Origin of the sequence: Burkholderia sp. MSHR3999, assembly GCF_000833595.1 — a bacterium.
GTDB classification, from domain to species: Bacteria; Pseudomonadota; Gammaproteobacteria; order Burkholderiales; family Burkholderiaceae; genus Burkholderia; species Burkholderia ubonensis.
In genome coordinates this window covers 707,863-719,897 of the sequence record NZ_JRFO01000006.1, presented here as the reverse complement: position 1 = coordinate 719,897, position 12,035 = coordinate 707,863, and the positions used below count along the sequence as shown (strand labels likewise).

Below are 12,035 nucleotides of genomic sequence, written 5' to 3'. Positions count from 1 at the left end.
CCGTCATGCTGCAGATCGGTTCCACCACGCTCGACGCGCAGGTCGTCGACATCACGACGCTCGCGGTCGACGCGATCGTCAACGCGGCGAACAGCTCGCTGCTCGGCGGGGGCGGCGTCGACGGCGCGATCCATCGCGCGGCCGGCCCGGGCCTGCTCGCCGAATGCCGCACGCTCGGCGGCTGCCAGACCGGCGACGCGAAACTCACGCGCGGCCACGGGCTGCCGGCCCGATACGTGATTCATGCGGTTGGCCCGGTGTGGCACGGCGGCACGCAGAACGAGGCCGAGATGCTCGCGTCGTGCTACCGCCGCGCGATCGAGCTGGCTGAAGAGGTCGCGTGCACGTCGATCGCGTTTCCGGCGATCAGCTGCGGGGTCTACCGTTATCCGGCCGCGCAGGCAGTCGACATCGCCGTCGATACGGTCGTCGACATGCTGCCGCAGGCGCCGAACCTCGCGCGCGTGGTGTTCGCGTGCTTTTCTCCCGACATATACGAGCTGTATCGCTTGCGGCTCGCGCGTCGCTGACGCACGTTCGCGCGAACGACGGTCGATGGTCGACGCTCAGGCGCCGCCTTCGAAGCCGGCCTGGCGCCACGCCTCGAACACGACCACCGCGACCGTGTTCGACAGGTTCAGGCTGCGGTTGCCCGGCCGCATCGGCAGGCGCACGCGCTGCGCGTTCGCGAACCGCTCGAGCAGCGGGGCGGGCAGGCCGCGCGTTTCCGAGCCGAACACGAACCAGTCGCCCGGCTGGAACGCATGGTCGTGGAAGCGGCCCGAGCCGCGTGTCGTGAACGCGAACATCCGCGCGGGATCGGGCGTCTCGGCCGCGACGAACGCATCCCAGTCCGGATGCACGCGCATTTCCGCGTATTCGTGATAGTCGAGGCCCGCGCGGCGCATCTTGGCGTCGTCGAGCGGAAAGCCGAGCGGCTCGATCAGGTGCAGCCGCGCGCCGGTATTCGCGCACAGGCGGATCACGTTGCCGGTGTTCGGCGGAATTTCGGGGGCGACGAGGACGACGTTGAACATGTTTCGGTTTCGGATGGCGGTTTCCGGCGCGGCCCCGCTGCGGGGCGGCGGCCGGACCGGCCGGTTTGTCACGATCGCGGCCGCGGGCGGGCGGCCGGCTTCTCACTAATTAATCCCTGGCGGTGCGCAGCGCAACCAGATTCGTCACGCGCGCGGCGCCCGCCGCCTTCAGCGCATGCGCCGCGGCGGCCAGCGTCGCGCCCGACGTCATCACGTCGTCGACGAGCGCGACATGGCGACCCGCAACGTCGCGCGCGACCGCGAAGGCCGATGCGACGTTGTCGCGCCGCGCGCGCCGGTCGAGCCGCGACTGCGGCGCCGTTTCCACCACGCGCGCGAGCAGCGTCGCGTCGGCCGGCACGCCGAGCCGGCGCGCGAGCGGTCGCGCAATCGCCCACGCCTGGTTGTAGCCGCGCGCGGCGAGCCGAGCATGCGCAAGCGGCACCGGCGCGATCACGTCGAAGCCGCCGCCCGCGCCGTGCGTGTCGGCGAGCAGCCGGGCGAGCCGGCCGGCGAATTCCGCGCCGAGCGCGAGCCGCGCGTGGAATTTCAGTCCGCGCGCCAGGCCGTCGAGCGGCGCCCGGTAATCGGCGAGCGCGAGTGTCGCATCGAACGGCGGCGGCGTGGCGCGGCATGCGTCGCACCGGTAGCCGGCCGCGCGCCGCGCGTGCCCCGGCGCGAGCGGCGCCGCGCAGACCGCACAGCGCAGGCGCGCTTCGTTCCAGTACGCGGCATCGCATCCGGCGCAGATCACCGTATGTGACATATTGCCGCACAGTGCGCAGCGGTTCGGTAGCGCGATTGCCGCGATCTGCGCGAAAGCCTGCGACATAACGACGCGGATCGACTCCGGAAACGGACGGCGAATCATCGGCAGGCTCCTCAATATGGCCTCAATGAAGCTTCCGGGGCGAGCGAGTATACTTCGGGCTCTTCGCCAGTTTGCCCGACATGTCCCCACCTTCGACCCTCTCCGGCCGTCCGGCCTATGACGCGAGGCGCCTGCGTCGGATCTTCGACCGCCGCGCGGCCACGTTCGACGCGGTTGCGTTCCTGCCGCGCGAGATTGCACACCGGATGTGCGAGCGTCTCGAATACATCAAGGTGAGCCCCGCCGCCGTGCTGGACGCGGGCTGCGGCGCGGGCGACGACCTGCCGGCGCTGCGCACGCGCTTTCCCGAGGCGCCGGTGTTCGGCGTCGACCTGTCCGGCGCGATGCTCGCGCGGGCGGGGCAGCGCGAGGTCGAGCAGACGAGCTGGCGCCGCTGGCTGCCTGCGTCGCTGGGCAAGGCGCTCGGCCAGCGCGGCCCGCGCGTCGCGCAGGCGGACTTCTCGGCGCTGCCGTTCGCGGCGGGCGCATTCGACCTGATCTGGTCGAATCTCGCGCTGCACTGGCATTCCCGTCCCGACACGGTGCTGCCCGAGTGGCAGCGTGTGCTGCGCGTCAACGGCCTGCTGATGTTCAGCACGCTCGGCCCCGACACGCTGCGCGAGCTGCGCGCGGCCTGCGGCGAGGCCGAGGCCGCGCTCGGCATGGCGAGCGCCGCGCCCCGCGTGATCGATTTCGTCGACATGCACGACCTCGGCGACATGCTCGTCGAGAGCGGCTTCGAGATTCCCGTGATGGACCAGGAAGTGCTGACCGTCACCTACAAGTCCCCCGATTCGCTGCTGGCCGACGTGCGCCGCTGGGGCGCCTATCCGTTCGAGCGCGCGGCGCCGCAGCGCGCGACGCGGCGCTTTAGGCAGGCGCTCTGCGACGCGCTCGACGCGCGCCGGCGCGCGGACGGCACGATCCCGCTGACCTTCGAGGTGATCTACGGCCACGCGTGGAAAGCCGTGCCGCGCACGACCCCGGAAGGGCACGGCATCGTCCGCATCGAGGACATCGGAAAGGGGCGTCCGAAGAATCGGTAAAGCGGTAAAGAGGGGTTTTGTTATGTCTGAAATTAGCAGCGCAAGGCCGGGTCAAAATTGCCCCGAAAATGGCCGGAAAGCTTGTCGCGCTTGGCTCGCGGGGCGATAGGCGTTTGCTTGTGGATGCCATTGAACCCGCCTATAATGCGTCAGCTTGTCGCCCCGGGGTCCCCGCAATACGGGGTGGCGAGTCCGATGCAGGCATGCATCGCATGCCATTCGCGTGAGGCGGCGATGGAAGCAGCGTGTGTTTCGACTGATGCGGCGGATGCGGAACCTGTCCTCGAGGACTGGCTCATGAAGCGCAACTGTTCGATGTCGCCGCGCCAGTTCGTGCTGTTTTACGCGTCGCTCGCAGGCTTTTCGCTGGCGATCGCGGCAATGCTGATGTGGCAGGGGGCGTGGCTCGTCATGCCTTTCACCGGAGTCGAGCTGCTGGCGGTAGGCGTCGCGTTTGCGATCTACGCGCGGCATGCGGTCGATTACGAGCGCATCAGGCTGTTTCCGCACCGGCTCGTGATCGAGCGGATGAATGCGGAGCAGCTCACGCAGATCGAATTCAACCCGCGCTGGGTGCGGGTCGAGCCGGGTGCGACGCCACGCGATCCGATTCGGCTGGTATCGCGCGGGCAGACCGTCGTGATCGGGCAGCATCTCGCGCAGTACAGGCGCGCACAGTTCGCCGACGAACTGCGCGCGGCGCTCCGGCGCTGCGGCTGAGCAGGTAGGCCGGCGCAGCGCAGGCGGCTGGCGACGGGGGAGGGTTTGAATGGAAATTTTGGGTAAGGATGCTATGAAAACAATCAAGCGAGCCCTCACGGGCGTGCTGGCATGCAGCGGACTGCTCTTTGCCGGTGCCGCTCTGGCGGTCGGTGACAGCCCGGGCGGTCCCCGCGTCAACGAGATCAACTTTCAGCCGCCTGTCACGAAGATCGCCGAGGAGCTCTACGACCTCCACACGATGATGCTGATCCTCTGTACGGTGATCTTCGTCGGCGTGTTCGGCGTGATGTTCTATTCGATCTTCGCGCACCGCAAATCCAAGGGCCACAAGCCCGCCAATTTCCATGAAAGCACGACCGTCGAAATCATCTGGACGATCGTGCCGTTCATCATCGTCGTGCTGATGGCGCTGCCGGCCACCAAGGCCGTCGTCGCGATGAAGGACACGACGAACGCCGATCTCACGGTCAAGGTCACCGGCTACCAGTGGAAGTGGGGCTACGACTACGTGAAGGGCCCGGGCGAGGGCATCAGCTTCCTGTCGACGCTGTCGACCCCGCGCGACGCGGTGATGGGCAAGAAGCCGATCAGCGACACCTACCTGCAGGAAGTCGACAACCCGCTCGTCGTGCCGGTCAACAAGAAAGTCCGCATCATCACGACCGCGAACGACGTCGTCCACTCGTGGTACGTGCCCGCGTTCGGCGTGAAGCAGGATGCGATTCCGGGCTTCGTGCGCGACACGTGGTTCAAGGCCGACAAGGTCGGCACCTTCCGCGGCTTCTGTACCGAACTGTGCGGCAAGGAGCACGCGTACATGCCGGTCGTAGTCGAAGTGCTGTCGGACGAAGACTACGCGAAGTGGGTCAGCGCGCAGAAGGCCAAGCTGGCCGGCGCGGCAGTCGACCCGAACAAGGTTTACACGATGGCCGAGCTGGTGTCGCACGGCGAGGAAGTCTACAAGGCGAACTGCGCGGCCTGCCACCAGCCGAACGGCAAGGGCGTCGGCGCGTTCCCGGCGATCGACGGCGGCAAGATCTCCAACGGCCCGATCGCCGGCCACCTCGAGCAGGTGCTGAAGGGCAAGGGCGCGATGCCGTCGTGGGCGTCGCTGTCGGACCTCGACATCGCGTCGGTCATCACCTACGAGCGCAACTCGTGGAGCAACCACAAGAACGACCTGCTGCAACCGAAGCAGGTGGCGGACGCGCGTAACGGCAAGCTGCCGGAAGACGCCGCGAATACCGCGGACGCAGCGCCGGCGCAAGCGGCTTCGGCGCCGGAGCAGGCGGCCTCGGGCGCAGCCGCGCCGGCGGCCGCGCTGTCGACGATCTATTTCGAAACGGGCAAGGGCACGCTGCCGGCCGACGCACAGTCGGCGATCGCGGCGGCGGCGGACTATGCGAAGGCGCATCCGGACGCGAAGCTCGCGCTGTCGGGCTTCACCGACAAGTCGGGCTCGGCCGGCGCGAACGCCGAACTGGCCAAGCGCCGCGCGCAAGCCGTGCGCGACGCGCTGAAGGCGGCGGGCGTGGCGGAAGACCACATCATTCTGAAGAAGCCGGAAACGATCACGGGCGGGGCGGACGCGAAGGAAGCCCGGCGTGTCGAGATCGGCCCGGCGGCCTGACGTGTCGCTGTGTTTGTCGACGTATTCGCATTAGGAGATTCTCATGTCTAGCATCGGGCACGACGTAGCCGCGGGCCACGCGCACGACGACCACGCGCACGAAACCCCGCACGGCTGGCGGCGCTGGCTGTTCGCCACCAACCACAAGGACATCGGTACGCTGTACCTGCTGTTCTCGTTCATCATGTTCCTGTCGGGCGGCGTGATGGCGCTCGCGATCCGCGCCGAGCTGTTCGAGCCCGGCCTGCAGATCATGCGTCCGGAGTTCTTCAACGAGCTCACGACGATGCACGGCCTGATCATGGTGTTCGGCGCGATCATGCCGGCGTTCGTCGGCTTCGCGAACTGGATGATCCCGCTGCAGATCGGCGCATCCGACATGGCGTTCGCGCGGATGAACAACTTCAGCTTCTGGCTGCTGCCGGTCGCAGCCGTGCTGCTGGTCGGCTCGTTCTTCGCGCCGGGCGGCGCGACGGCCGCGGGCTGGACGCTGTATGCGCCGCTGTCGACGCAGATGGGCCCGGGCATGGACTTCGCGATCTTCGCGGTGCACATCATGGGCGCGTCGTCGATCATGGGCGGCATCAACATCGTCGTGACGATCCTGAACATGCGCGCGCCGGGCATGACGCTGATGAAGATGCCGATGTTCGCGTGGACGTGGCTGATCACCGCCTACCTGCTGATCGCGGTGATGCCGGTGCTCGCAGGCGCGATCACGATGGTGCTGTTCGACCGCCACTTCGGCACGTCGTTCTTCAACGCGGCAGGCGGCGGCGACCCGGTGATGTACCAGCACATCTTCTGGTTCTTCGGCCACCCCGAGGTGTACATCATGATTCTGCCGGCGTTCGGGATCGTGTCGCAGGTGATCCCGGCGTTCGCGCGCAAGACGCTGTTCGGCTACAGCTCGATGGTGTACGCGACGGCTTCGATCGCGATCCTGTCGTTCATGGTCTGGGCGCACCACATGTTCGCGACCGGCATGCCGGTGACGGGCCAGCTGTTCTTCATGTACGCGACGATGCTGATCGCGGTGCCGACGGGCGTGAAGGTGTTCAACTGGCTCGCGACGATGTGGCGCGGCTCGATGACCTTCGAAACCCCGATGCTGTTCGCGATCGGCTTCCTGTTCGTGTTCACGTTCGGCGGCCTGACGGGCCTGATGCTGGCGATGGCGCCGCTCGACATCCAGTACCACGGCACCTACTTCGTGGTCGCGCACTTCCACTACGTGCTGGTGGCGGGTTCCCTGTTCGCGCTGTTCGCGGGCTGGTACTACTGGTCGCCGAAGTGGACGGGCTGGATGTACAGCGAGACGCGCGGCAAGATCCACTTCTGGGCGTCGATGATCTTCTTCAACCTGACGTTCTTCCCGATGCACTTCGTCGGTCTCGCGGGCATGCCGCGCCGCTACGCGGACTACCCGGCGCAGTTCACGGACTTCAATCAGGTCGCGACGATCGGCGCGTTCGGTTTCGGTCTCGCGCAGGTGTACTTCCTGTTCGCGGTCGTGCTGCCGGCCTACCGTGGCGGCGGCGAGCTGGAGAAGGCGTCCGACAAGCCGTGGGACGGCGCGACGGGCCTCGAGTGGACGGTGCCGAGCCCGGCTCCCTTCCACACGTTCGAGCAACCGCCGCACGTCGAGTAATTCGTTTCACCGGATGTTCCGCCAATGCCCGCCGCCGCAGGCGGGCGAGGCGGAACGTTCCACAGCAGGTTTCAGATGAACCGGAATCCACAACAAAGACGCACGCCCGAGCAGATCCGCGCGGGCAACAAGCGGCTCGGCCTGATTCTGCTTGCGATCGCCGCCGTCTTTTTTGTGGGTGTCGTGATCAAGCAGTGGTGGCTGTCCACTCACTGACGCAGTAGCGAGGAAGTTGTCGTATGTCGAAGCCGGAAGCGGAGCACACGGACCGCGGGTTCAACCGTTCGATGCTGGTGAAGCTCTTCGTCGTGGCCGGGCTGATGTTCGGCTTCGGTTTCGCGCTGGTGCCGATGTATCGCGCGATCTGCCAGATCACCGGCATCAACAACCTCGTGCAGCGCGACGTCAGCGAGCGCGAGGCGAAGAACACGCAGGTCGACAAGAGCCGCACCGTGTCGGTCGAGTTCGACGCGAACGCGCGCGGCCCGCTGGGTTTCAAGCCGGAGCATAACAGCCTCGACGTGCATCCGGGCGAGTTGACGACGATCGTGTACGACGTGACGAACGGCCAGAGCCGTCCGGTCGTCGCGCAGGCGATCCCGAGCTACGCGCCGAAGCAGGCGACGGAGTTCTTCAAGAAGATCGAGTGCTTTTGCTTCACGCAGCAGACGCTGGCCGCGAACGAGTCGCGCAAGATGCCGGTGGTGTTCGTGATCGATCCGAAATTGCCGAAGGACGTGAAGACGATCACGCTGTCGTACACGTTCTTCGAACTGAATACGCCGGCCCAGGCGGCAGCCGGTGCGGCGAAGCAGTCCGGCTCGACGAAGCCGGGCGCATGATGATGGAGGCAGGGCGATGACGGAGGTCAAGCGTAGCGGCTCGTTCGGCCAGGCGTTGAAGGCGGTGCTGTGGTCGTTCTTCGGCGTGCGCAAGCGGCGCGACCTGGAAGCCGACGCGACGCAACTGAATCCGCTGCACGTGCTGATCGTCGCGCTGATCGCGGCCGGCGTGTTCATCGGCGTGCTGATCCTGATCGTGCGCGCCGTCGTGGGCTGAGGCCCGCGGCAGCAACGGAATGCAAGCGGCGCGCCCCTGGCGGGCCGCGAAGGAAAGAGCGGCGGCCGTCGCGCCGCGCGAGAAATAAAGCCGGAGTGGTTTCCGGGACACAAATTGGACTGAAGTGGAGAATCAAGCATGAGCGGTCAAAACCAGACCCCGTACTATTTCGTGCCGCATCCGTCGCAGCATCCGATCAGCGCGGCCGTCGGCCTGCTGGTCATGCTCGGATCGTTCGCACTGTGGATCAACGGTCACGACTGGGCGCCGTATACCGCGCTGCTCGGCCTGCTGTGGTTCCTCTTCACGCTGTACCACTGGTTCGGCGATGCGATCGCCGAGTCCGAAGGCGGGATGTACGGCAAGCGGGTCGACGTGTCGTACCGCTGGAGCATGAGCTGGTTCATCTTCTCCGAAGTGATGTTCTTCGGCGCGTTCTTCGGCGCGCTGTTCTATGCGCGTGAAATTGCGCTGCATCAGCTCGGCAGCCTCGACTACAAGCTGATCTGGCCGGATTTCTCGGCCGTGTGGCCGAACGAAGGCCCGGCCGCGCTCGCCGGCCACTTCAAGACGATGGGCCCGTGGCCGATCCCGACGCTGAACACCGCGCTGCTGCTGTCGTCGGGCGCGACGCTGACGATCTCGCACCACGCGCTGCGCGACGATCACCGCCGCAAGGCGATCGCGTGGCTGGCCGCGACCCTCGTGCTCGGCGTCTGCTTCCTGTTCACGCAGGGCTTCGAATATTTCCACGCGTACAACGAACTGAACCTGACGCTCGGCTCGGGCATCTACGGTTCGACGTTCTTCCTGCTGACGGGCTTCCACGGCTTCCACGTGTTCCTCGGCGGCACAATGCTCGCGGTGGTGCTGGTGCGGCTGATCCGCGGCCACTTCAAGCCGGAACACCACTTCGCGTTCGAAGGCGCCGCGTGGTACTGGCACTTCGTCGACGTCGTCTGGCTCGGCCTGTACGTCGTCGTCTACTGGCTGTAAATGAAAGACGGCCCGCGCAGCGATGCGCGGGCCGTTCGTATCGAGGCAGCCGGGCGGCGCGAGCGCGCTACCGGCAGCCGGCATCACCGAGGCGCCGCCGCGACTTTGTCAGGCGGCGCTTTTGCTTGGTGGTCCGGCCATGTGGCGAAATGCCGCATCGGCCGCGGCGGAAACCGCGTCAGCGCCCGATCGGAATGCCGGTCGAATGGATCCAGCCCATCCAGTTCGCGAACAGGATGAACAGGAACAGCGAGATCGACAGGCCGACGCGGGTGGCGAGCGACCAGACCATGCGCTTCGTGTGGCCGCGGTCGTGCATCATGAAATAGAGTGCCGAGACCATGCTGGCAATGATGAGGACGAAGGCGATAGGGACGAGGATGTGCATGGAGCGGACCGGACGACGACAATTCGAAAGGAAGAGGATAATTATCGCACTTCGCTTTCGCGACAGCCTCTGCGAGGCGGCGCGATGAAGATTCGCTGGCTTCCCGCGCTGCTCGTGCTGGCGGTGGTCGCGGTCACGATCCGGCTCGGTTTCTGGCAGCGCGAGCGCGCGCACCAGAAGGAGGCGCTGCAGGCGAGCATCGTGCGCTACGAGCACGCGGCGCCCGTCGAGGTCGGCGCGCAGCCGATTCCGCTCGCGTCGATCGAGTTCCATCGGGTGCGCGCGACCGGGCGCTTCATGCCGGAGCTCGCGGTGTTTCTCGACAATCGGCCGTATAACGACCAGCCGGGCTTTTACGTCGTGATGCCGTTTAAACTCGCGGGCGGCGGCTACGTGCTCGTCAATCGCGGCTGGCTGCCGCGCAACATCGCCGAGCGCACCGCGATCGAGCCGTTCGCGACGCCGGCGGGTGACGTCGAGCTGGAGGGCATCGCGCGCGCCGACGCGACGCGCGCGTTCGAGCTCGGCGAAGGCGGCTCGGCGCCGCACCAGAAGATTCGGCAGAACCTGGACGTCGCCGCGTTCGCGAAGGAAACCGGCCTGCCGCTGCAGCCGTTCGTGATCCAGCAGACGAGCGACGACGGCGACAAGCTGGTGCGCGACTGGCCGGCGCCGACGACCGGCGTCGAGCGCAATTACGGTTACATGTTTCAGTGGTGGGGCATGGCGGCGGCCGCGCTCGGTTTCGGCTTGTACGCGGCGCGGCGCGCGGCGAAGAAGCCGTCCGGCGCATGAGCGGCGCGATGCCGGTGCGCGGCGGCGACGCCGCGAGTACGTTTCGAGAGGTCTGATTTGTCCATCCAATCTTCCCGTCAGGGTCCGGCTTCCAGTCAGGGGGCGCCCATGTCGCCGGGCGCCAGAAAGCGCGGCCGCTGGACGCTCGTGCTGCTCGGGCTCGTTTGCGCGGCGCCGATGATCGCGTCGTATTTCACCTATTACGTGATCAAGCCGAAGGGCGGCTCGACCAACTACGGTACGCTGGTCGAGCCGCAGCGGCCGATTCCGCCGGACCTGATGGTGACCGACGAAACCGGCAAGACGATGCCGCTCGCGTCGCTGCGCGGCGTGTGGCTGTTCGTGATGACCGACCGCAGCGCGTGCGACGAAGCGTGCGCGAAGAAGCTTTATTTCATGCGCCAGGTGCGCGTGACGCAGGCCGGCGAACGGCACCGGCTCACGATGGTGTGGCTGCGCAGCGATGCGGGTGCGATTCCGGACAAGATCACCGCCGCGTACCCGGACACGCGCAGGCTCGTCGCCGATCCGGCCGCGGTCGCCCGGTGGCTGCCGGCCGACGCCGGCACGCAGGACTCCGACCACCTCTACCTGGTCGACCCGAACGGCAACCTGATGATGCGCTTCCCGAAGGACCCGAACCCCAGCAAGATCAAGGGGGATGTCACGAAGCTGCTGAAGTGGTCGAGCATCGGCTGACGCGAGAGAACGAGGCAATAATCCGATGTCGTATCTACTGCAACTCGGCCTGATCGGCTTCTGCATCGCGCTGCTGCCGCTGTCGTACGTGTGGGTGAAGGCCGACGACGACAAGTTCCGCAAGCTGGTGTGGATCACCACGTTCCTGACCCTCGATCTCGTGATGTTCGGCGGCTTCACGCGGCTGACCGATTCGGGCCTCGGCTGTCCGGACTGGCCGGGCTGCTACGGCACGTCGTCGCCGTTCATCGCGCATGCGGCGATCACGGCCGCGCACCAGGCGATGCCGAGCGGCCCCGTCAGCATGACGAAGGCGTGGATCGAGATGATCCACCGCTATTTCGCGATGGCGATCGGCGTGCTGATCATCGCGCAGACGGTGATCGCGTGGGCCGCGCGGCTGCGCCGCCGGCCGCTGCATGTGTCGCCGTGGTGGCCGACGAGCCTGCTGCTGCTGATCCTCGTGCAGGGTGCGTTCGGCGCGTGGACGGTGACGATGAAGCTGCAGCCGGTGATCGTCACGATCCACCTGCTGCTCGGCCTGACGCTGCTCGGCACGCTCGGCTGGCTCGCGGCGCGGCAGACGCCGCTGCCCGCGCACGATCCGCAGGCCGGGCGCCATCGCGCGGCGGCGCTCGCGGCGCTCGTGCTGCTGGTCGTGCAGATCGCGCTCGGCGGCTGGGTCAGCACCAACTACGCGGTGCTCGCGTGCACCGACTTCCCGACCTGCAACGGCCAGTGGATTCCGCCGATGGATTTCGAGCACGGCTTCCATCTGTGGCGCGCGCTCGGGATGACGAAGGACGGCGACGCGATCACGCAGGACGCGCTCGTCGCGATCCACTGGACGCACCGCACGTTCGCGTTCGTCGTCGTCGCGTACCTGGTCGCGTTCGCGCTGAAGATGCGCCGCTTCGAATCGCTGCGGCGGCCCGCGAACGGCGTGCTGCTGGTGGTCGTGCTGCAGTTCGTGACGGGTTTGACGAATATCGTGTTGCAGTGGCCTTTGCCGGTCGCGGTGGTCCATAACGGGGGGGCCGCGGTCCTGCTGCTGCTCGTCGTCATGTTAAACTTTCGCATCCTTTCAAGCCGCCCCGGCCGTGTCGCGCTGCCTGCGCGCGACGCCGCCCCGGCGTGACC

15 protein-coding genes are annotated in these 12,035 nt (G+C 67.0%); 12 read left to right on the top strand and 3 right to left on the bottom strand.

Going from position 1 to position 12,035, the window contains the following annotated elements:
• Positions 1-5 precede the first annotated feature (5 nt).
• A complete protein-coding gene (locus tag KY49_RS20565; protein ID WP_042586388.1) occupies positions 6-530 on the top strand; it encodes an O-acetyl-ADP-ribose deacetylase in 525 nt (174 codons plus the stop codon).
• A gap of 36 nt (positions 531-566) precedes the next feature.
• Here KY49_RS20565 and trmL read toward each other — a convergent pair whose 3' ends face one another.
• Positions 567-1,037 carry a tRNA (uridine(34)/cytosine(34)/5-carboxymethylaminomethyluridine(34)-2'-O)-methyltransferase TrmL gene (gene trmL / locus KY49_RS20560; RefSeq protein ID WP_010090595.1) on the bottom strand — a complete coding sequence of 157 codons (471 nt, stop codon included), beginning with the start codon at positions 1,035-1,037 and terminating at the stop codon, positions 567-569.
• 109 nt (positions 1,038-1,146) lie between these two features.
• Positions 1,147-1,908 carry a phosphoribosyltransferase family protein gene (locus KY49_RS20555; protein ID WP_042586387.1) on the bottom strand — a complete coding sequence of 254 codons (762 nt, stop codon included), beginning with the start codon at positions 1,906-1,908 and terminating at the stop codon, positions 1,147-1,149.
• Positions 1,909-1,988: 80 nt separating this feature from the next.
• Here KY49_RS20555 and KY49_RS20550 point away from each other — a divergent pair, with 80 nt between their 5' ends.
• The 8 genes from KY49_RS20550 to KY49_RS20515 all read left to right on the top strand — a co-directional run bounded on the left by KY49_RS20550 (position 1,989) and on the right by KY49_RS20515 (position 9,013).
• Entirely contained in the window at positions 1,989-2,954 is a 966-nt protein-coding gene (locus tag KY49_RS20550) for a methyltransferase domain-containing protein (protein ID WP_042586386.1), read from the top strand.
• A 195-nt stretch (positions 2,955-3,149) separates the two neighbouring features.
• Positions 3,150-3,674, top strand: coding sequence for a DUF2244 domain-containing protein (locus KY49_RS20545; RefSeq protein WP_088501136.1), 525 nt, complete (start codon positions 3,150-3,152; stop codon positions 3,672-3,674).
• A 49-nt stretch (positions 3,675-3,723) separates the two neighbouring features.
• Positions 3,724-5,307, top strand: a complete 1,584-nt coding sequence (coxB, locus tag KY49_RS20540) for a cytochrome c oxidase subunit II (protein ID WP_042586384.1) — start codon at positions 3,724-3,726, stop codon at positions 5,305-5,307.
• A 43-nt stretch (positions 5,308-5,350) separates the two neighbouring features.
• Positions 5,351-6,958, top strand: a complete 1,608-nt coding sequence (ctaD, locus tag KY49_RS20535; protein WP_042586383.1) for a cytochrome c oxidase subunit I — start codon at positions 5,351-5,353, stop codon at positions 6,956-6,958.
• A gap of 75 nt (positions 6,959-7,033) precedes the next feature.
• Entirely contained in the window at positions 7,034-7,174 is a 141-nt protein-coding gene (locus KY49_RS38220) for a cytochrome oxidase small assembly protein (RefSeq protein ID WP_042586883.1), read from the top strand.
• Between the two features lie 23 nt (positions 7,175-7,197).
• Positions 7,198-7,800 carry a cytochrome c oxidase assembly protein gene (locus KY49_RS20525; RefSeq protein WP_042586382.1) on the top strand — a complete coding sequence of 201 codons (603 nt, stop codon included), beginning with the start codon at positions 7,198-7,200 and terminating at the stop codon, positions 7,798-7,800.
• A gap of 16 nt (positions 7,801-7,816) precedes the next feature.
• On the top strand, positions 7,817-8,017 hold the full coding sequence (locus KY49_RS20520; RefSeq protein WP_010090605.1) for a DUF2970 domain-containing protein: 201 nt from the start codon (positions 7,817-7,819) through the stop codon (positions 8,015-8,017).
• A gap of 138 nt (positions 8,018-8,155) precedes the next feature.
• Positions 8,156-9,013, top strand: coding sequence for a cytochrome c oxidase subunit 3 (locus KY49_RS20515; RefSeq protein WP_010090606.1), 858 nt, complete (start codon positions 8,156-8,158; stop codon positions 9,011-9,013).
• Between the two features lie 178 nt (positions 9,014-9,191).
• Here KY49_RS20515 and KY49_RS20510 read toward each other — a convergent pair whose 3' ends face one another.
• Positions 9,192-9,401 (bottom strand): twin transmembrane helix small protein, encoded by a 210-nt coding sequence (locus tag KY49_RS20510; protein WP_010090607.1) that lies wholly within the window; start codon positions 9,399-9,401, stop codon positions 9,192-9,194.
• Between the two features lie 84 nt (positions 9,402-9,485).
• On the opposite strand from KY49_RS20510, the gene KY49_RS20505 reads away from it, so the two are divergent.
• The 3 genes from KY49_RS20505 to KY49_RS20495 all read left to right on the top strand — a co-directional run bounded on the left by KY49_RS20505 (position 9,486) and on the right by KY49_RS20495 (position 12,033).
• A complete protein-coding gene (locus tag KY49_RS20505) occupies positions 9,486-10,196 on the top strand; it encodes an SURF1 family protein (protein ID WP_042586381.1) in 711 nt (236 codons plus the stop codon).
• 108 nt (positions 10,197-10,304) lie between these two features.
• On the top strand, positions 10,305-10,895 hold the full coding sequence (locus KY49_RS20500) for an SCO family protein (protein ID WP_042586380.1): 591 nt from the start codon (positions 10,305-10,307) through the stop codon (positions 10,893-10,895).
• Between the two features lie 25 nt (positions 10,896-10,920).
• The gene (locus tag KY49_RS20495) at positions 10,921-12,033 is read left to right on the top strand and encodes a COX15/CtaA family protein (protein ID WP_042586379.1); all 1,113 of its coding nucleotides are present in this window, start codon (positions 10,921-10,923) and stop codon (positions 12,031-12,033) included.
• The last annotated feature ends 2 nt before the right edge of the window (positions 12,034-12,035 follow it).

Coding starts and splice junctions, on each gene's coding strand:
- KY49_RS20550 (WP_042586386.1), top strand. CDS start 1,989: ATGTCCCCACCTTCGACCCTCTCCGGCCGTCCGGCCTATGACGCGAGG.
- coxB (WP_042586384.1), top strand. CDS start 3,724: ATGGAAATTTTGGGTAAGGATGCTATGAAAACAATCAAGCGAGCCCTC.
- KY49_RS20525 (WP_042586382.1), top strand. CDS start 7,198: ATGTCGAAGCCGGAAGCGGAGCACACGGACCGCGGGTTCAACCGTTCG.
- KY49_RS20545 (WP_088501136.1), top strand. CDS start 3,150: ATGCAGGCATGCATCGCATGCCATTCGCGTGAGGCGGCGATGGAAGCA.
- KY49_RS20510 (WP_010090607.1), bottom strand. CDS start 9,401: ATGCACATCCTCGTCCCTATCGCCTTCGTCCTCATCATTGCCAGCATG.
- KY49_RS20565 (WP_042586388.1), top strand. CDS start 6: ATGCTGCAGATCGGTTCCACCACGCTCGACGCGCAGGTCGTCGACATC.
- KY49_RS20500 (WP_042586380.1), top strand. CDS start 10,305: ATGTCGCCGGGCGCCAGAAAGCGCGGCCGCTGGACGCTCGTGCTGCTC.
- KY49_RS20495 (WP_042586379.1), top strand. CDS start 10,921: ATGTCGTATCTACTGCAACTCGGCCTGATCGGCTTCTGCATCGCGCTG.
- KY49_RS20515 (WP_010090606.1), top strand. CDS start 8,156: ATGAGCGGTCAAAACCAGACCCCGTACTATTTCGTGCCGCATCCGTCG.
- trmL (WP_010090595.1), bottom strand. CDS start 1,037: ATGTTCAACGTCGTCCTCGTCGCCCCCGAAATTCCGCCGAACACCGGC.
- KY49_RS20505 (WP_042586381.1), top strand. CDS start 9,486: ATGAAGATTCGCTGGCTTCCCGCGCTGCTCGTGCTGGCGGTGGTCGCG.
- ctaD (WP_042586383.1), top strand. CDS start 5,351: ATGTCTAGCATCGGGCACGACGTAGCCGCGGGCCACGCGCACGACGAC.
- KY49_RS20520 (WP_010090605.1), top strand. CDS start 7,817: ATGACGGAGGTCAAGCGTAGCGGCTCGTTCGGCCAGGCGTTGAAGGCG.
- KY49_RS38220 (WP_042586883.1), top strand. CDS start 7,034: ATGAACCGGAATCCACAACAAAGACGCACGCCCGAGCAGATCCGCGCG.
- KY49_RS20555 (WP_042586387.1), bottom strand. CDS start 1,908: ATGATTCGCCGTCCGTTTCCGGAGTCGATCCGCGTCGTTATGTCGCAG.